This window comes from Enterococcus sp. E5-37, from assembly GCF_035726925.1.
GTDB lineage: Bacteria > Bacillota > Bacilli > Lactobacillales > Enterococcaceae > Enterococcus_B > Enterococcus_B faecium.
The window spans coordinates 89564-107461 of the sequence record NZ_JAPMLG010000002.1 but is presented as its reverse complement, the minus strand read 5'-3'; the positions used below and the strand labels follow the sequence as shown (position 1 = coordinate 107461).

Sequence of the window (17898 nt, the reverse complement as noted above, 5' to 3'; positions counted from 1 at the left end):
AGGAGGAGCTATTTTTGTTTGGCTGTTCTTATTACTTGATGCAGAACAGCTTTTTCACAACCTCTTTTTATAAGAGTTTTTACTCATTAATTTACAAAAAACAAGCAAAATGCGAATTTTCTCACATTTTTTTTAACAAAATCAAAGTTATTGCTTGAAAGAAGAAGAATCCATCGTTAAAATAAAGCTTGACGTAGAGGGGAGCAAGAAATATGAAAGATTTTCAATTGGGGGCTGCCACCTATTTAAAAAGTGTAGCCATTCGGGTGAAAGACCGAGATAAAATGATTGATTTTTACAAGAACGTTGTTGGCTTTGATTTGAAAAGAGAAGAAAACGAATTAGCCATTTTAGGAACAGAAGAAGCTGGAAGTGAAATGTTGCTGCTGGAAGAAAGTCCTAGAGCGAATGATCACATGGGGGTGATCAAAAAGCTGAACCGTTTTTCATTGATTATCCCTAGCACAGAAGAAATGGCAGATATCCTTTGTCGTATCCGTAAAATGAATTATCCAATCAAAGAAGCTTTAGAAGATCATGGACGTATGGGGATTTTGCTCGTAGACCCAGAAGAGAATGAATTGGAAATTTACCATGAAGAGAATAAGAACGACCAAAGAGAAATTCCGGAAACAATGGATCAAGAAGCATTATTAAGAAAATCTGAAGAAAAATTCAGTAAACTATCAACAGGTTCTTATTTTGAAAAAATCCATTTAAATGTTACTAACTTAACAAAAGAACGCCAATTTCTTAATCATGTACTTGGTTTGAAGGTACATAATGAAGAAGAGGGCATCCATGTATTGAATGAAGGAGATTTCCATGTTGGTTTGACAGAAGCTAGCGGAGGCGCAATTGATTTGCCTACAGATGAACTGATTGGACTTGATTTTCTGAAATTCATGATCGATACTGAAAGCATGGAAGGACTGATTGCTCACTTGCAGCAACTATCAGTTGATTTCTTCTTAGACAAAAAGCACACAGTACTCACAATCTATGATGCTATAGGAATCGAATGGTGGTTCGTCAGTGAGCCAAAAGAAAAGAATAAAACTGACATTCGATGCGACGCTTAACTTTTTCTTTCTTAACGATTGTCGCATGTCTCGTCATTTTATGAACGGTCATACTATCGCTTATTCTAGAGATAGAAAGAGCAAACAGTATACCGAAGGAAACTGCGCGGTTTTTCGCGCAGTTTTTTTGTGTAAAAAAGGTTGATTCCTCATAGATTAAGCTTTAAGCTTGGACTGTAAGAATCTGATAGAAAAGCAGGAGAAAAAGATGTATCCACACACGAAACAGCTTATTTTGAAAAAAATGGAAGAAGGATTTTATCCGGGTGTAGCAGTCGCCTTCATAAAAGAAAATCAAGTAGAAACATTTACAGCCGGCTTTGCCCAAGTCGTTCCTGAAAAGCAGCTGATGACAGAAGATCTGTTGTTTGATGCAGCCTCACTGACGAAAGTCGTTGCAACCACTTCATTAGTTTTACGTCTATTAGAAGATGGAAAGATAGAACTCGATCAACCGCTTCATAAATATCTTCCTGAATTTGAAAATCAGACAATCACTTTGCGTCATTTACTGACACATACTTCTGATATCAAAACATGGATACCAAACAGAGATAAGCTATCTCAGGAAGAATTGATCGCCGCTTATTTGAAGCTAGAACCAGGTGAGCAACTAGGAAAAGAAGTAAAATATACAGATGCCGGAACGATTCTTCTTGGATTGATGCTGGAAAAAATTTACCAAGAAACTGCAGTGGAAATCTTTCAAGAACAAGTATTGGAACCATTAGGAATGATGAACAGCTTATTTCTTCCTTTTCCTTCCAAAAAAATCGTTCCCACAGAACAACTGCCTTCGGGTGAGGTTTTGCGTGGACAAACTCATGATCCGAAAGCAAGAGTTTTAGCTGAACATGCAGGGAATGCTGGGCTCTTTATCGATTTGAACGACAGCATTACTTTTGTCCAAATGTATTTGAACAAGGGAAAAATCCGTAATGGTCGGTTTTTAGAAGAAGAAACGATTGATTCTTTGCTACAAGACCACACTCCAGAAAAAAATGGCTATCGTTCTCTAGGGTGGGATTTAAAAAAAGATGTAGAAGACGGTCATGCGATTCTTTTTCATACTGGTTATACAGGTACGTTTTTCTTGATTGATATAAAAACACAAGAAGCGTTGATATTTTTGTCAAATCGCGTACATCCTGTCGATCATCGTGCGGAGTATCTCATATGTCGAGATGAAATTGTTGAAAACTTTTTGAAAGAGAAAGCGGTATTACCGAAATAATGCTATAATAGCTATGAAAAATGAGAGGAGTTTGAATTATGCAGGAACCTATGTTTTTAAAACCAGTTTTTCAAGAAAAAATTTGGGGAGGAAGTCGTTTACGTTCAGTCTTCGGTTTTGATATCCCTAACGATAAAATCGGAGAAGATTGGGCGATCAGTGCGCATCCTCATGGTGTCAGTGTAGTAGAAAATGGCGAATTCAAAGGGAAAAGATTAGATGAACTATGGTCAGAACACAAGGAATTGTTTGGCCATCCTTCAGAACCAGTGTTTCCATTATTGATCAAGATCTTAGACGCAGAAGATGATCTATCTGTACAAGTACATCCAGATGATGCCTATGGGATGAAACATGAAGGTGAATTAGGAAAAACTGAATGCTGGTATATCATCGATGCTGAACCTGGTGCAGAAATCATCTATGGTCATCATGCAAAGACAAGAGAAGAACTAGCTGAGATGATCAAAGATGGGCGCTGGGATGACCTTTTGAAGAAAGTACCAGTTAAAAAAGGTGATTTCTTTTATGTACCAAGCGGAACGATCCATGCTATTGGTAAAGGAATCATGATTTTAGAAACACAGCAAAGTTCTGACACGACTTACCGCGTGTATGACTACGACAGAAAAGATGCGCAAGGACAAACAAGAGAGCTGCATATCCAACAATCGATCGATGTAACAACTGTCCCTGCGAAAACACCAGAATTACAAATCAAAGAAGTCCGAAAAGGGAATTCATCGATCGTCACTTATTTAGAAACTGAGTTTTTCAATGTATATGAGTGGGATATTAAAGGAATCACATCTTTCAAAAAACAAGCCCCTTATACATTGATGACGGTAATCGAAGGAGCAGGAGACCTTGTCGTTGACGGAAAAACATATCCATTAGAAAAAGGAACAAGCTGTATTATTCCAAATGGCGTTTCTGAGTGGGCGGTCCAAGGTGAACTAGCAATCATTGCGTCTGAACCAGGCAAATAGTTCCCAGATAGCTGAAAGCAGCAGACGGTTTTTCGTTTGCTGCTTTTTCTACATAAAATCCGTCCATCAATAAATAGAAGTATGGTGAAAAAGATGGAATACAAATGGAAAGCAAACAACAGCAGTCGCGTGTCTATGAAACAACTGAGAAAAGCTGGACATCACTTAAATGAAATGATCATGCCAAATCTAAGTCTGTTTATCGCTTGGGGAATCTTGTCATTAGCAACAAAAGGTGTGTCTGGCGATTTGCACACCACATTAGAAGAGGTATGCCATTGGATGATCCAGCTGCTTTTACCCATCTTGATCAGTTATTCAGGCGGGAAATCGGTAGGGGGACAAAAAGGGGCAGTCGCCGGTGCAATTGCTTCTTTAGGGTTAATCGCTCGTTCCAATGCTCCACAAATCGTAGGAGCGATGATTATCGGGCCGCTTGCCGGCATCGTATATGAACAATTTGTTTCTAGATTCCATGTGAAATTCAAGGCTGGATATGAAATGCTTGTCAGCAACTTACTAGTAGGACTGACTGGTAGCGTTATTTGTATAATTGGAATCGTTTTTATTGAACCAGTTTTAAATAGTGTTCACTTGTTGCTCGCCTCCGTTGTGTCTTGGCTAGTCACAATGAATCTGTTACCACTTGTCAGTCTGATCTTAGAACCTCTAAAAGTACTATTTTTCAATAATGCAATCAATCATGGTGTATTGACACCTTTAGGAATAGAATTCTCACAAACAGTCGGGTACTCTTCCTTATTTTTGATGGAGGCAAATCCTGGACCTGGTTTAGGGATCTTACTTTCTATCCTTTGTTTTGCAGAAAAACAGGAAAAAGTAAATGCGAGTGGAGCATTGATGATCCATGCGATTGGCGGGATTCACGAAATCTATTTTCCATTTGTCTTGCTGCGACCGTATCTATTTTTAGCTGTAATGGCTGGTGGGGCAAGCGGCACGTTGATATTTCAATGGTTAGATACGGGATTAGCTGCACCTGTATCGCCTGGGTCACTACTCGTGATTTTTGCCAATGCGCCTTATCCACAACTAGCTGGGGTAAGTATAGGGATAGCAATCAGTACATTTGTGACCTTCATTTGTGCAGCGATACTATTGAAATTACCAAATAAAGAAAAAGAGAACAAAACGGTCAAAGAAAGGGGAGAAATCTTGGAACCATCTATCATTCATTCCGTCATTTTTGCTTGCGACTCAGGTATGGGATCAAGTGCTATGGGAGCCGCCCTGCTGAAAAAGAAATTAGCAGCAGAAAAAATCGATCTTTCTGTCGGATACAGCTCTATCTATGAATTGAATAACCAAGTAAAACAGCTGGTTATCGTGCAACATGAACTAGCGGGTCTTGCAAGAGAAAAAGTACCTCAAAGTCAAATCTATGTACTGGATCACTTTTTGGAAACAGATATCTTGCTGTCACGAATAAAAGAAGCGATCCAATTTCCAAAGCGGGAAGAAAAAAAAGAGATAGCAGATATCACAGAACAAAAAACGTCGCCTGCTAATATTGTATTTTTGTATAAAAACAACAGACGCGGCTCACAAACTATGGGCATGACGATTTTAAGTCAATTAGCAAAAAAAGCGAAAAAACAGTTTGTTATCTCAAAAGAATCAATAGAAAAAATCAAAATCCAAGAAGAAACGATTTATATCGCACAAAGAGAACTAGCTGTAACTGAACAGCTAGAAGAAAAGATCCCTCGGCTAGTTCTAGTTGAACATTGGGTAGCTACGAATGAATACGAAAAACTCGTGAAGGGAGAAATATAAGATGTATTTATCGCCCAGAGAAAAACAATTATTAGCAGAATTTCTCAGTAGCCCGTCACCTGTATCTATCCAAAAAATGATGAATTTATTGAAGGTCAGTAAACGAACTATTTACCGCGAATTAGATAATCTTGAAGTCTCATTGAAATCGGTAAATGCTTCTTTGAAAAAAGCAGCTAGAGGCTCATTTGTCATTGAGGCATCAGAAGAAGTATTAGAGCAATTAAAAGAAAATACAGATGGGAAAAGTAATGACTTATCCACTGCTAAACGACAACACGCGATTTTAGCCGAGTTGTTACTGACGACAGAACCGTTGAGTCTTGCTCATTTCATGGAATCATATCGCATCAGTAATACCACTTTTTATGCAGATATCAAACAGTTGGAAGAAAGTATTCGCCAACTGCCTTTGGAAATCATTCGGAACCAGGGATACGAGATCGAAGGACCGGAAAAATACCGCCGGCTTCTGACCGCGAATGTATTAGAATTAGAAATCAATGAATATGAACTTTTTCATAGTATTTCTTTCGATGCATCACTGAATTATTTTTTTCGATTCGTTGATCCGCAACATCTATCTCTTGCACGCAAAGTAATCGGGGAAGAATTGATCCAAAAAAAGACCAAACTAAGTGATAGAAAGCTTGAACATTTGGTTTTGATGCTGACATTGACGATGGAGCGTGTGACGAAAAATCATTTACTGACAAATGAGACATATAATGGTCTGGCAAACAAAGAATTACTACAGACAGCTAAACGATTGTTTTCACGGATCGCTTCTGAGACAAAACAACTTTATCCAGTAAATGAGATCGTCTTTTTTGCAGGATTATTAAATGACTTCACGAACTCATTTGATCAGAATTTCTTTGAAGAGACGTTCGATACACAGCTTGCTTATTTAGTAAAACAACTGATTCAAGAAGTAAGTGAAGAGACGAATGTCCATTTTTATGAAGATGAAACTTTGTACAAAATGCTGTTGACTCATTTATCTGGTGTGTTTTCAAGAGCCGTTTTACAAGAAGAGACACTGACCAATCCGATTTTAGAAAAAATCATGGTTCAATACGAGGAAGTTGCGAATGCAATCCGTAAAGCAGTAGAGCGGATTTTTCAAGAAAAAAAATTATCCGAAGAAGAGATTGCTTATATGGTCCTTCATTTTGCAAATTCATTGGAAAAAAGTCCGAAAGAAAGCAATATCAGTATTGCAGGATTTTCGCCAAGTGGATTAGCTTCTACTAGCATGTTGGAACTACGATTGAAAAGGTATTTTCCCTTCATCCAACAAATTCATTTCTATCGGATTGCTGATTTAAAAAAAATCGATTTACAAGAAGAATATGATGTTGTTATTTCTACATCTATTTTACCAGGATACGGTGGAAAATATATTTTAGTCTCCCCGCTACTGCTAGAAGATGAAGTCAAGCAGCTAAAAGAAGCTTTTTCGCATATTGAGAAGAAAAAAAGGCAAAAAATTACGTATAACAGCAATAACGAGTGGATGATAGAAGATACTTATGAGGAAACAATGCATTTCATGGAGCAAATCAATCAATTACTCGGTCGTTTTTTTATCCAAGAACTGGATAATCCTGAGACGATTTCCGAAACGATTCGCAGCTTATTTCCTTATTTTCCTGAAGGACTAGTAACGGATGAAGAGGTGGTTCATCGCCGGCTGCTTAAGCGATATGAACAAGCACCTATCGGTATTCCTCATACAAATATGGGGTTATTCCATGCATCCAGCTCATTGATTTCTAAACCGATCTTTTGTATTTTCAATTTGAAACATCCGTTGACCATTGAAGGGATGGATAGACAGCCAGTCGATTTGTCCCGTATGTTAGTTATGCTGGCGCCTTCGCCAATCCAAGAAAAAGACGGGATTCTTTTAGGAAAGATCAGTGGAGCAATCATCATGAATGACTTGAACACCGAGATCTTCCGCTCAGGAAATAAAGAAATCGTTTATCAGTTGCTAGCGACAATCCTGATTGAAGAAATAAAGAAATGAAGGTGAAAAGATGATCCAGCTACCAGCAGAAAAAATATTGCTCGATCAATCCTATCAAAATTGGAAAGAAGCGTTGACCGAGATCGGCCAGTGGATGACCCAACAAGGGGGAATCAAACCGGCATATATCCAATCAATGATCGAAAGACAAGAAAAAGCGAGTGTCTATATCGGGAATTTCGTAGCCTTGCCACATGGGACTGACAAAGATGAAGAAGTAGTAGAAGAAGGAATCTATTTAGTTCAAGTGCCTGATGGTGTGGACTTTGGAACAAAAGAGGAACCAAAAATCGCGACACTCTTATTTGTAGTGGCTTTAAAAAAAGAACATCAGTTAGCGGTGCTCCAAGATTTAGCCTTTTTCTGTTCAGACATCGACCAAGTAATGGCGCTCAGTGATGCGGAAACCATTGAAGAAGTCCAAATGATTTTTGAACATGGACATATATAACCAATGTTCACAGTAAAAAAAGCTGCCTTGCATCAAGTAATAACTTCAACCAAGATAAAAATAAGAGGAGCTATTTTTGTTGGGAGGTTCTTATTACTGCGGATGCAAGCTTTTGAAAACTATTTATTCTAGAAAAACGTTTATTTGAAATAGGGGACGGTGACAAGGTTTTTGTCACCGCCCCTATTATTTTTGTGTTTTAATAGCTCTTTTTTATATAAATAGTGCCCATACCTATGAATAATAAAACGATACTCCATATACCAAGTGTCAAGATACCATTCATGAAAGTAACCTGTTCTGAAGCTAGTGGCGAGAAAATATCTTCTCCTATGATCACATTTTGAAAATCAACATAAGAAGTTGGCAAGTAATGACTGATTGATTCTATCCATCCAATCGAAGAAAATAAGCGATACTCTGCTAAGAAAAGACAAAGAAGTGTACCTAAAAGATTGACTAGAGAATGTTCAAATAAAGCAGATAGAAGAAAACTGATTGTACTTAAAAAGAGCACCCACAACAACAGGAACAGAAAGCTCTGGAAAAGATACGCATATATCGGAAGGATTCGTATCTCCTGACCAATGATCGTTCCTACAGGATAACGGAAGTCTCCCAAACCATTTTTGATTATTACTAGTATAGAGACGATCAAAAATGGCATCACGAGACTTAGCATAGCTGCACCATAATAAACGGTAAAACGGATGCTATGTTTCTTTACCATACTATCCGGTAATAGATTGACTAGAGAGATTACCTGCTTTCTTTTTTCATAAGAGATGATGGAAGAAAGAAACAAGGCGGTTATACATAAAATCAAAAAACTAGAAATCATTCCTGAAAAAATATTTTCGTAGTAATTCGCTAAAGGGAGATGTGCTGGCAAGTCAAAAATAGAATATCTTTGGATCTGATGTTCTTTCATATAACGGAGCAACTCGACACGTTTTTGTTGTTCAATGATTGGAATTCCTTGTCTTTGACCAGAAATCAGTCGATCCAGTATATCTTTTTCATAATGATAAGTTGCTTCGACCATTTGCTGGACATTCCCTGTGTTTTTTGCATGTAAGATTGCTTCGATCAGTTTGTTGCTTTTCTCTAAACTTTCCACAAATTCTTTCTCATTCTCATCTTCTTTCAACGTTTCAATCAAACGTTGCGTCTCTTCATAGTTATGATTCAGTTCATCGAATTCTGTATAAGCAAGTTTATGATCAAAAAAAAGTGGGAATGCAAAGAGCACGACCAACAATAGAGGAAATAAAAAGTTTACTTTGTTATTTAGTAAGAGATTGCGTTCAAATGTAAGTAAAGACATAGTTACACCTCATATAATTTACGATAAATAGCTAAAATCTCTTCCATATTTGAGGATTCTGTGACGATTTCTCCATTTTTTAGAAAACATGCTTTAGAACAAATCGATTGGATATTCGCGATAGCGTGGGAAGAAAGAAGAATCGTCTTCCCCTCTTTCTGCCATTGTCTGATGAGGCTATTCAAGATATCAATACTTCCTGGGTCTAATCCGTTCAACGGTTCATCGAATAACATGACAGATGAATCACTGATCAAGTAAGCAGCAAGCAAGACATGTTGTTTCATTCCTAGAGACATTTTTCCAATCGGCAAAGTAAGGTACTCAGTCATCTTCAATCGTTGGAAAACAGTTTGGCATTCTACTTTGCTCTGCCAATAGTATTTGATCAAAGTCAAATAATCAACAGCCGATAGATAGTCGGATAACTGATTCGTTGATTCTAGAAAAAAGAAAGACCGGCGATAATCTGTATAAGCAGTAGGAGAGATGTTGTGAAGGGACAATTGATCATAAGTTGTTGGTAGCAGTTGGGCAATGCCATTCAGCAAAGTTGTTTTGCCAAATCCGTTCGGGGCAATCAAAGCAGCTACTTCTCCTGATTCTACTAAAAGATTCAATTGTCGAATCACACGTTTTTTACCACGTTTCATGTTCATGTTTTTGATCAGTAATGTCATAGATAGGCCTCCAATATAAAATTTAATAACATAATAGAATGAAAAACATCTAAATGAAATGCTAACAAATGTTATTGTTTGCATATTATAAAAAATTAAAATAACAGTTTTATTTAAAATTGAAGTTTTCTGATACCGAAATCTTTTTATTTTGCTGACATACTCAAACCTTTGGCACAAAGTTTCGTGCCAAAGTACGACTATTTCTCTTTTTAGTAAGCGGATACAATTAGAGTATCAAAAGGAGAGAGGGAGAGACAAAATGGAACGGACGATTCCCAAAAACAACATTTCGCTAAAAGCGAGGGTACAAAAATTAGGCAGTACTTTATCAAGCATGGTCATGCCAAATATTGGAGCACTGATTGCCTGGGGTGTATTAACGGCTCTATTTATCCCAGATGGTTATTTGCCAAATGAAGCTTTTGCTACCATGGTAAGCCCGATGCTAACTTATCTAATTCCTTTATTGATCGGCTATACTGGCGGAAAAGTAATTGCTGGTGACCGCGGATCAGTTGTGGGAGCAATTGCAACGATGGGTGTGATTGTCGGAACAGATATTCCAATGATGCTAGGCGCGATGATCATGGGACCTCTTGGCGGATATGCCATCAAGAAATTTGATCAGCTATTCCAAAAACGGATCAAATCCGGTTTTGAAATGCTAGTCAATAATTTTTCAGCAGGTCTTATCGGTTTTGGATTAGCGTTATTAGGTTTTTCTGCGATTGGTCCAGTTGTCGATGCATTGACTCAAGCAATGGCAAAAGGTGTAGAGATCATTTTATCTGCCCATTTGATTCCATTGACAAGTATTTTTATTGAACCAGCAAAAATCTTATTTTTGAATAATGCAATCAATCATGGGATTTTGACACCATTGGGAACTGAACAAGTAGCAGAGGCTGGAAAATCTATTCTATTCTTGCTTGAAGCAAATCCTGGTCCAGGACTTGGCGTATTACTTGCTTTTACTTTGTTTGGCAAAGGAGCAGCAAAATCTTCAGCACCAGGAGCCATGATCATTCACTTTTTAGGCGGGATCCATGAAATCTATTTTCCTTACGTTATGATGAAACCGTTATTATTCTTATCAGTTATAGGCGGAGGAATGTCAGGAAGTTTCATTTTCCAATTGATGGATGCTGGACTAAGAGCGCCAGCTTCTCCAGGGTCGATCATTGCGATTCTAGCGATGACACCGTTCAATTCTTACCTTCCTGTTATTTTGGGCGTGATTGTTGCCGCAGCTGTTTCGTTTGGTATTTCTGCAGTAATTTTGAAAGCGGATGCGAAAGATACAAATGAAGACTTCGAAAAATCTGTTCAAGAGACAAAGGCAGCTAAGCAAGCTTCCAAAGGTGCCCAAGGTATTCCTCAAGGAGCTACATTCTCTGGCGTACAAAAAATCATTTTTGCTTGTGATGCAGGGATGGGATCAAGTGCGATGGGCGCTTCGATCTTGAGAAAAAAAGTACAGGAAGCAGACTTGCCTCAAATGGTGACCAATCAAGCAATCAGCCAACTGACAGATGACTCGAATACATTGATCGTTACTCAGGTCGAACTACAAGAAAGAGCAAAACAAAAAGCACCGAGCGCGCGTTTTGTCTCAGTAGAAAACTTTTTGAATTCACCTCGATATGATGAAATCATTCAAGAATTAAGCAGCAAGCAGGAACCATCAGTTTCTGAAATTGAGAATGAGCTAGCAGAAGAGTTTCTTTCAGCAAACATCAAACAAATCAAAGAGATTCTACTTGTCCACGATGATCGTTCCGGATCAGCAACAATGGGGATGACCGTGCTCAAAGATATATTAGACAAGAACCATTTAACTATCCCGTTAAGAAAAGTCAATATCCAAGATTTAAAAGATGAACCTGATTCACTGATCGTAGCCAAAGAAAGTTTAGCGGAAAAAGTACAGATGGCTGCGCCTCAATCCATTCATTTATCAGTCAACAGCATGGTCAATCCGCAAAAATACGAATCGATTGCACAATATTTGAAACAGACAGCTTAAGGGAGGAAAACAGCATGCAAAGTTTGCCATTCGACATGATCGAGCTCAATCGATCTTTTAAAACCAAAGAAGAAGCGATCCGCTATTGCGGTCAGATGCTTGTAGAAGCAGGGTGTGTTGATGAGGAATATATCGAGGCCATGGTAGATAGAGACAAAATGTTATCTGTTTATATGGGGAATTTTATCGCGATTCCTCATGGAACAGATGAAGCAAAAAAATATGTGAAAAAATCCGGCATCTGTGTCGTTCAAGTACCAGATGGTGTAGATTTTGGTACCGAAGAAGAAGAAAAGATTGCGACTGTTTTGTTCGGTATTGCAGGAGTCGGAGATGAGCATTTGCAACTTGTACAGCAAATCGCACTTTATTGCAGTGATATGGACAATGTTGTCCAGCTAGCAGACGCGCTCAGCAAAGAAGAAGTAACGGAAAATCTAGCAATTGCTTAAGGAGAGAGAAAAATGAGAGCAGTACATTTTGGTGCAGGAAATATCGGTCGAGGATTTATTGGAGAGGTTTTGGCAGCTAATGGATTTGAGATTACTTTCGTAGATGTGAATCACACGATCATTGATGCTTTAAATGAAAGAAAAGAATACGAAATCGAATTAGCAGATGAATCAAAAGAAAAAATCACTGTAAAAAATGTCAAAGGAATCAACAATCAAACAAATCCAGAAAAAGTAATCCAAGAAATCGCTGAAGCAGATTTAGTTACTACCGCCATTGGCCCGAATATCTTACCTTTTATTGCTGAGTTGATTGCAAAAGGTATCCAAGAAAGAGAAAAGGAAGGAAGCACAACATCTTTAGATATCATTGCCTGTGAAAATATGATTGGCGGTTCAGCATTTCTAGAAAAAGAAGTGTATAAATATCTTCCGGAAACATCATTTACTGACAAATATATCGGCTTTCCAAATGCAGCAGTCGATCGAATCGTCCCATTACAACACCATGAAGATCCTTTATTCGTCCAAGTGGAACCTTTCAAAGAATGGGTCATTGACGATAGCCAAAGAAAAAATAAAAAAATCCAATTAAAAGGGGTTTTATATGTAGATGATCTAGAACCATATATCGAACGCAAACTATTTAGTGTCAATACTGGTCATGCTACTGTCGCTTATACAGGTGCCTTGTTAGGTTACCAGACCATTGATGAAGCAATGCAAGATGCGTTAGTTGTGGCACAATTAAAATCAGTTTTGCAGGAAACAGGAAGTTTGCTGATTGCCAAATGGGGGTTTGATGCAGAGCAGCATCATGCGTATATTGAAAAAATCATTCATCGCTTCCAAAACAAAAATATCTCTGATGCGATCACACGTGTCGCTCGGACACCATTACGTAAGTTAGGTTATCAAGAAAGATTTACACGTCCAGTGAGAGAACTACAAGAACATAACTTGACTTGCCCACATTTGACGGCAACAATGGGGATTATTTTTAATTACTATGATCCTGAAGATGAACAAAGCCGTCAATTGCATGAAATGAAGATCCATGAAAACTTGGAACAATTGATTCAAGAAGTCACAGGAATCAATGATCCGAAAACAATCGGGAATATCAAGCAAAACGTGAACCGTTATGCCAAGCAAGTCGCTTAAAATAGGATACGAAAAAGGGGAATGTGACGAAATTTTTGTCACATTCCCCTTTTTCGAATAACTAGGCTGTTTGTCCTTCAAGATAGGGCAGATCCAATTCTTTACCGTAACGTTGTTCTAAAGCTAGGCGGATCAAACGAGCTGCCAGGTTCTCATTTCTTGCAAGGATAGGTCCATGGAAATAAGAACCGAAGACATTTCGGTAAATGACACCTTCAGATTGGTCTTCACCATTATTTCCTTGACCTTGTACCACTTTCCCCAAAGGTCGTTCACCTTCACCTAAGAAAGTCCGACCATTGTGGTTTTCAAATCCATAATAAGTTTCATTGAATTCTTCGTTATGGATAACGATATCACCGATAAACCGGTTATTTTCCTGACTTAACGTGTAGTGATCCAGTGCACTGATTCCTTGGATCTTTTCTCCATTAGCTCCCATGTAGTAGTGACCTAGCAATTGGTAGCCACCACAAATGGCTAACATGACGCCATCATTTTCGATATAGTTGATCAAAGAATCTTTCTTTTTCTGGATGTCTTTTGAAATGATTAATTGCTCAAAGTCTTGACCACCGCCAAAGAAAACCAAGTCATATTTATCAGCATCAAAAGGTTCATGTATACTAACGATCTCCGTATGGCAAGAAACCCCCATTTTTTCTGCTATATATTTCAACATCAAAAGGTTTCCGTTATCACCATATGTGTTCATCAAATTTCCATAAAGGTGGGCGATATTGAGTTCATAATTAGCCACGGTTCATTCCTCCTTTGATAAATCCTTGAGCAGCTAGTTCTTTACGAAGCTGCAATACAGCAGTGTAAGTAGCTAAAATATAGACATGCTCAGTTGGCAATTCTTTGATTTTTTCGATTACTTCTGGTAATTCTTTTGTTTCTGTCAATTTATTTTCTGGAATCCCGGCAACTTTTAGACGTAAAGTCATATCTGTATGACGGTCTCCTCCAGAAATAACAGCTGGGATATCCATATCGGCAAAGTTTTCAAAATTACCATCCCAAATCCAGCTGACATCGATTCCGTCTGCGTAATTGGCATTTAATAAAGCCACTAAAGAAAATGGATAAGGAGCTAGACCAATCATATCGATTACTTGATTGATACCTACAGGATTTTTGACAAGTACTAATGTACATTTTTTCCCATTGATATTGATGACTTCTTGTCGGCCGAACACTTTCTCGTCATATCCTAAACCTTGTTTGATTTTATCAGGATCGACATTGAAGTACTCTGCCACTGCAGTAGCTGCTAAAGCATTGTAGACATTATACATACCGCCAACTTCGATTCCGTATTCATGACCATCGATCACGAAATCTGCTGACACATTGTCCATCCGTACCATATCAGTTAATCGATAATCCAATTCAGGACGTTTGAAGTCACAATTTGGACAGTAATATTTCCCTAAGTTTGCATAAGTGATCATTTTATAATGCAAAATGTGATGACAATTTGGACATAAGACACCGTCTGTATTGTAATGAGCCATTTGTTCACGATCTTCTTCATGGTCAAAGCCATAATATTTTCTAGGATTGACTGTTTCGATAGAATTGAAGATTGGTGAATCACCGTTACTGATAATCGTTGCATTTGGTGACTTTGCGGCACCGTCTATAATCATTTTATAGGTCGTATAGATTTCTCCATACCGATCCATTTGATCACGGAAAATATTTGTAAATAAGAACAGTTCTGGTTTCATATATTCTGTGACTTTGCTCAAACTTGCTTCATCTATTTCTAGGACAGCAAACTTTTTCTGTCCTTTTTTTGGTCTTGCCTGCAAGAAAGTCGATACAATTCCCTGTACCATATTCGCACCAGTAGGGTTGGTTAGAACTTCATCGAATTGCTGGCGCAAAATATTGACTGTTAAAGCGGTAGTCAATGTTTTACCGTTTGTTCCGGTGACAACGACGACTTGGTAGTCTTTTGCCAAACTATCTAGTATATGTGGATCGACTTTCAGCGCTAGTTTACCTGGTAAACTTGATCCGCCTTTAAAAAAAGTTTTTAATGCCCATTGCGACGTTTTTCCAACTGCAATCGCAAAATGACTGCGTATTCCCATTATGTAACCTCCAAAAACGATTTGCTGACGAATAAATTCAACTAATCATACCATATGTTGAAAAAAAGGTTAAATTGCTTTTCTTATTCTTAAGAAAAGGTTACGGCTGAAAGTGCATGAATTCGGACAAAATCGCATGATTTAACAAAAAAACAGCTTGAAACAAAATGATTGTTTCAAGCTGCTGTGATTTTATTATTCCCTCTTACCTATATTCCCATTTTAACCGATAATAATTTTCTCGCTTGGATATTCATAGCCTAGATCTCGTGTTTCTTTTGGTATGAATAACATCAATGTATATAGCATTCCGATCCGCCCAATAAACATCAGTGCAGCAATCGTGATTTTGCCCACAACAGACAAGTCTCCGGTAATCCCTAAAGATAAACCAGTTGTTCCAAAAGCAGAAGTTACTTCGATGATGATCGAGATTAGCGTTTGTTCTTCTGTAGCAGATAAAAAAACGATACAAAAGAAACACATACCAAGAGAAAGCATAAAGACAACGACTGATTTTCGCACATCATCTTGATCGATTCTCCGTCCAAAAATATTGATGTTATCTTCACTTTTGAGGAAGGAATATAGATACAAACCGATGATTGCTACAGTAGTTGTTCGAATCCCGCCGCCTACAGAACTAGGACTGCATCCGATAAACATCAGTAAAGAAAAAATGATCAGTGTTGTGATTTGAAAATCACCCAAATCGTGAATCTGCAGACCAGCATTACGAGTCGTAATCGAATAAAACATCGAATTGATCCATTTGACACTCATATTGGAATCTTGGAATAAATGGTCCTTTTCCAATAGATAAATCAAGACAGTTCCCGAAACAAACAAGATAACAAAAGCTAACACAGCTAATTTGGTAAACAAGGAAAAACGAAACGGAAGCTTCGCATTGGAACGTTTGTATAATAGCCATTCCCGGCACTCCATCAATACAGGAAAACCAATTCCTCCGACAAAAATCAAAAACATGATCAGGATCAAGAAAAAATAGTCATGTGCAAAGGGCTTGATGGAATCCCCAGTGACGTCAAACCCAGAGTTCGTGACAGCCGATATTGCCTGATAAAAACCGTAAAAAACGGCATCACGCCAACGATCAAAATAGCCTCTGTAATAAAAATAAATAGAAAAGAATGTCCCAAAAAGTAATTGAAACCAGATTAAAATAGCAAAAGTGATCCGAATCAGTCGGACGATACCAGACAAACGCGGTTGATTCATATCCGTCATGATCAGCTGTCGCTGTTTCAGTGTGATCCGTCGTTTAGAAAAAATGACAAAAGCAGTAGAAATCATCATGATCCCCAAACCACCAACTTGAAATAATATTTCCAGCAGTATAATACCGTTATCATTGAACACAGAATTGATATCAAAAGTCGATAGTCCAGTCACACTCACTGTACTGATTGCCATGAACAGCATGTCCACAAAAGAAACATGGCTATCTGGTTCGCGAAAAATCGGCATATAAAATAGAACGAGTGATAAGACCGTCATCAATATATAATAAAAAACGATGATTTGGATCGATGAGAAATGATTGGCAGCAAACTTCTGTCCTCGCCGCTGCAGCCTTCGAAAGAATAAATCAGCATGCACAGTACTATCCTCCTGACAATAGTCGTTTCTACCAGTATACAAGGGGAATTAGGAATACTCAAAGAAATTATTAAACAGATAACAATACAGCTTTCGATTAAAATAGAAATGGCTTATAATAAGGCAAATCCTAGAAAAAAGAAGGAGGAGGAATAACAAATTGATTAATGCTCAACAAATCGTAGAGAAAATGAAAAATCAAAAAATAAATTATGATACAGTTCTGAAAAAAATGATCATGCAATGGGAGAAAGAAGAAGTAAAGCCTAAGATATTAATACATACATGCTGTGCTCCTTGCAGTACGCACACATTGGAATTCATGTCTCAATATGCAGAGATCACGTTATTTTTTTCAAATTCGAATATTCATCCTAAAAGTGAGTATTTGCGAAGATTACATGAACAAAAACGATTTGTAGACCAATTTAATGAGAAAACTGACCATCATGTTGCGCTAATCGTTGATGAATACCGTCCAAATGAATTCACCAAAATGGTTTTAACAAACCATCTTGAAAACGAAAAAGAAGGTGGTGCTCGCTGCAGTGCATGCTTCAATATGCGATTAGATCTTGTTGCGCAAAAAGCGCAAGAACTAGGATACGATTACTTTGGAAGTGCCCTGACCATCTCGCCAAAGAAAAATGCAGCTTTGATCAATCAGATCGGAATGGATATCCAAAAGATTTACGGGACACAATACTTGCCAAGTGATTTCAAGAAAAACAAAGGCTATGAACGCTCTTTGCAAATGTGCAAAGAGTATGATATTTATCGCCAATGTTATTGTGGTTGCGTGTTCGCTGCCAAGCAGCAAGGATGCGATCTGAAAGAAATCAATCGGGAAGCAAAAGCTTACTTAAAAACATCAACCGTAGTTTTTGAGGAAAATTAAAGAAATCTTTCGGAAAAACGTAAGAAAAAAAT

At 37.9% G+C, this 17898-nt stretch carries 15 protein-coding genes; 10 read left to right on the top strand and 5 right to left on the bottom strand.

Translation table 11 applies throughout. The features are described 5' to 3' along the window. Positions 1 to 212: 212 nt before the first annotated feature. From OS138_RS02085 to OS138_RS02060, 6 genes are all read left to right on the top strand, one after another. On the top strand, positions 213 to 1082 hold the full coding sequence (locus tag OS138_RS02085) for a VOC family protein (RefSeq protein WP_325069620.1): 870 nt from the start codon (positions 213 to 215) through the stop codon (positions 1080 to 1082). Positions 1083 to 1290: 208 nt separating this feature from the next. After that, entirely contained in the window at positions 1291 to 2316 is a 1026-nt protein-coding gene (locus OS138_RS02080) for a serine hydrolase domain-containing protein (protein WP_087626435.1), read from the top strand. 38 nt (positions 2317 to 2354) lie between these two features. Beyond that, on the top strand, positions 2355 to 3305 hold the full coding sequence (gene manA, locus OS138_RS02075) for a mannose-6-phosphate isomerase, class I (RefSeq protein WP_002287262.1): 951 nt from the start codon (positions 2355 to 2357) through the stop codon (positions 3303 to 3305). Positions 3306 to 3398: 93 nt separating this feature from the next. Beyond that, positions 3399 to 5102, top strand: coding sequence for a PTS transporter subunit EIIC (locus tag OS138_RS02070; protein ID WP_142652115.1), 1704 nt, complete (start codon positions 3399 to 3401; stop codon positions 5100 to 5102). 1 nt (position 5103) lies between these two features. Then, positions 5104 to 7137, top strand: coding sequence for a BglG family transcription antiterminator (locus tag OS138_RS02065; protein WP_325069619.1), 2034 nt, complete (start codon positions 5104 to 5106; stop codon positions 7135 to 7137). A 10-nt stretch (positions 7138 to 7147) separates the two neighbouring features. Beyond that, positions 7148 to 7588: a PTS sugar transporter subunit IIA gene (locus OS138_RS02060; protein WP_002287254.1), complete on the top strand. Its 441-nt coding sequence runs from the start codon at positions 7148 to 7150 to the stop codon at positions 7586 to 7588. A gap of 199 nt (positions 7589 to 7787) precedes the next feature. On the opposite strand, the gene OS138_RS02055 is transcribed toward OS138_RS02060, so the two are convergent. Together OS138_RS02055 and OS138_RS02050 are read right to left on the bottom strand one after the other, a co-directional pair. Continuing rightward, on the bottom strand, positions 7788 to 8915 hold the full coding sequence (locus tag OS138_RS02055; protein WP_087626437.1) for an ABC transporter permease: 1128 nt from the start codon (positions 8913 to 8915) through the stop codon (positions 7788 to 7790). A gap of 2 nt (positions 8916 to 8917) precedes the next feature. Beyond that, complete coding sequence (locus OS138_RS02050) at positions 8918 to 9595, bottom strand: ATP-binding cassette domain-containing protein (protein ID WP_002287251.1); 678 nt, start codon at positions 9593 to 9595, stop codon at positions 8918 to 8920. 262 nt (positions 9596 to 9857) lie between these two features. Here OS138_RS02050 and OS138_RS02045 point away from each other — a divergent pair, with 262 nt between their 5' ends. Genes OS138_RS02045 through OS138_RS02035 form a run of 3 tightly spaced genes read left to right on the top strand, consistent with a single transcriptional unit; the run spans position 9858 to position 13240 of the window. Further along, positions 9858 to 11624: a PTS mannitol-specific transporter subunit IIBC gene (locus OS138_RS02045; protein WP_325069618.1), complete on the top strand. Its 1767-nt coding sequence runs from the start codon at positions 9858 to 9860 to the stop codon at positions 11622 to 11624. A 14-nt stretch (positions 11625 to 11638) separates the two neighbouring features. After that, the gene (locus OS138_RS02040; RefSeq protein ID WP_087626440.1) at positions 11639 to 12076 is read left to right on the top strand and encodes a PTS sugar transporter subunit IIA; all 438 of its coding nucleotides are present in this window, start codon (positions 11639 to 11641) and stop codon (positions 12074 to 12076) included. A 12-nt stretch (positions 12077 to 12088) separates the two neighbouring features. After that, on the top strand, positions 12089 to 13240 hold the full coding sequence (locus OS138_RS02035; RefSeq protein WP_002287246.1) for a mannitol-1-phosphate 5-dehydrogenase: 1152 nt from the start codon (positions 12089 to 12091) through the stop codon (positions 13238 to 13240). Positions 13241 to 13301: 61 nt separating this feature from the next. Here the strand turns inward: OS138_RS02035 and OS138_RS02030 are convergent, their stop codons facing one another. The 3 genes from OS138_RS02030 to OS138_RS02020 form a co-directional block, all read right to left on the bottom strand. Beyond that, entirely contained in the window at positions 13302 to 14000 is a 699-nt protein-coding gene (locus tag OS138_RS02030) for a type 1 glutamine amidotransferase (RefSeq protein ID WP_002287245.1), read from the bottom strand. Beyond that, positions 13993 to 15345 (bottom strand): Mur ligase family protein, encoded by a 1353-nt coding sequence (locus tag OS138_RS02025; protein ID WP_087626442.1) that lies wholly within the window; start codon positions 15343 to 15345, stop codon positions 13993 to 13995. The genes OS138_RS02030 and OS138_RS02025 overlap by 8 nt, the downstream gene beginning before the upstream one ends. 222 nt (positions 15346 to 15567) lie before the next feature. Next, a complete protein-coding gene (locus tag OS138_RS02020; RefSeq protein ID WP_087626443.1) occupies positions 15568 to 16968 on the bottom strand; it encodes a TrkH family potassium uptake protein in 1401 nt (466 codons plus the stop codon). A gap of 160 nt (positions 16969 to 17128) precedes the next feature. Between OS138_RS02020 and OS138_RS02015 the strand changes: the two genes are divergently transcribed. Next, complete coding sequence (locus OS138_RS02015) at positions 17129 to 17866, top strand: epoxyqueuosine reductase QueH (protein WP_002287242.1); 738 nt, start codon at positions 17129 to 17131, stop codon at positions 17864 to 17866. Positions 17867 to 17898: the final 32 nt, after the last annotated feature.

What these genes read in the sequence shown, in the direction of transcription:
- OS138_RS02085 (WP_325069620.1), top strand. Translation starts at nt 213, where the DNA reads ATGAAAGATTTTCAATTGGGGGCTGCCACCTATTTAAAAAGTGTAGCC.
- OS138_RS02080 (WP_087626435.1), top strand. Translation starts at nt 1,291, where the DNA reads ATGTATCCACACACGAAACAGCTTATTTTGAAAAAAATGGAAGAAGGA.
- manA (WP_002287262.1), top strand. Translation starts at nt 2,355, where the DNA reads ATGCAGGAACCTATGTTTTTAAAACCAGTTTTTCAAGAAAAAATTTGG.
- OS138_RS02070 (WP_142652115.1), top strand. Translation starts at nt 3,399, where the DNA reads ATGGAATACAAATGGAAAGCAAACAACAGCAGTCGCGTGTCTATGAAA.
- OS138_RS02065 (WP_325069619.1), top strand. Translation starts at nt 5,104, where the DNA reads ATGTATTTATCGCCCAGAGAAAAACAATTATTAGCAGAATTTCTCAGT.
- OS138_RS02060 (WP_002287254.1), top strand. Translation starts at nt 7,148, where the DNA reads ATGATCCAGCTACCAGCAGAAAAAATATTGCTCGATCAATCCTATCAA.
- OS138_RS02055 (WP_087626437.1), bottom strand. Translation starts at nt 8,915, where the DNA reads ATGTCTTTACTTACATTTGAACGCAATCTCTTACTAAATAACAAAGTA.
- OS138_RS02050 (WP_002287251.1), bottom strand. Translation starts at nt 9,595, where the DNA reads ATGACATTACTGATCAAAAACATGAACATGAAACGTGGTAAAAAACGT.
- OS138_RS02045 (WP_325069618.1), top strand. Translation starts at nt 9,858, where the DNA reads ATGGAACGGACGATTCCCAAAAACAACATTTCGCTAAAAGCGAGGGTA.
- OS138_RS02040 (WP_087626440.1), top strand. Translation starts at nt 11,639, where the DNA reads ATGCAAAGTTTGCCATTCGACATGATCGAGCTCAATCGATCTTTTAAA.
- OS138_RS02035 (WP_002287246.1), top strand. Translation starts at nt 12,089, where the DNA reads ATGAGAGCAGTACATTTTGGTGCAGGAAATATCGGTCGAGGATTTATT.
- OS138_RS02025 (WP_087626442.1), bottom strand. Translation starts at nt 15,345, where the DNA reads ATGGGAATACGCAGTCATTTTGCGATTGCAGTTGGAAAAACGTCGCAA.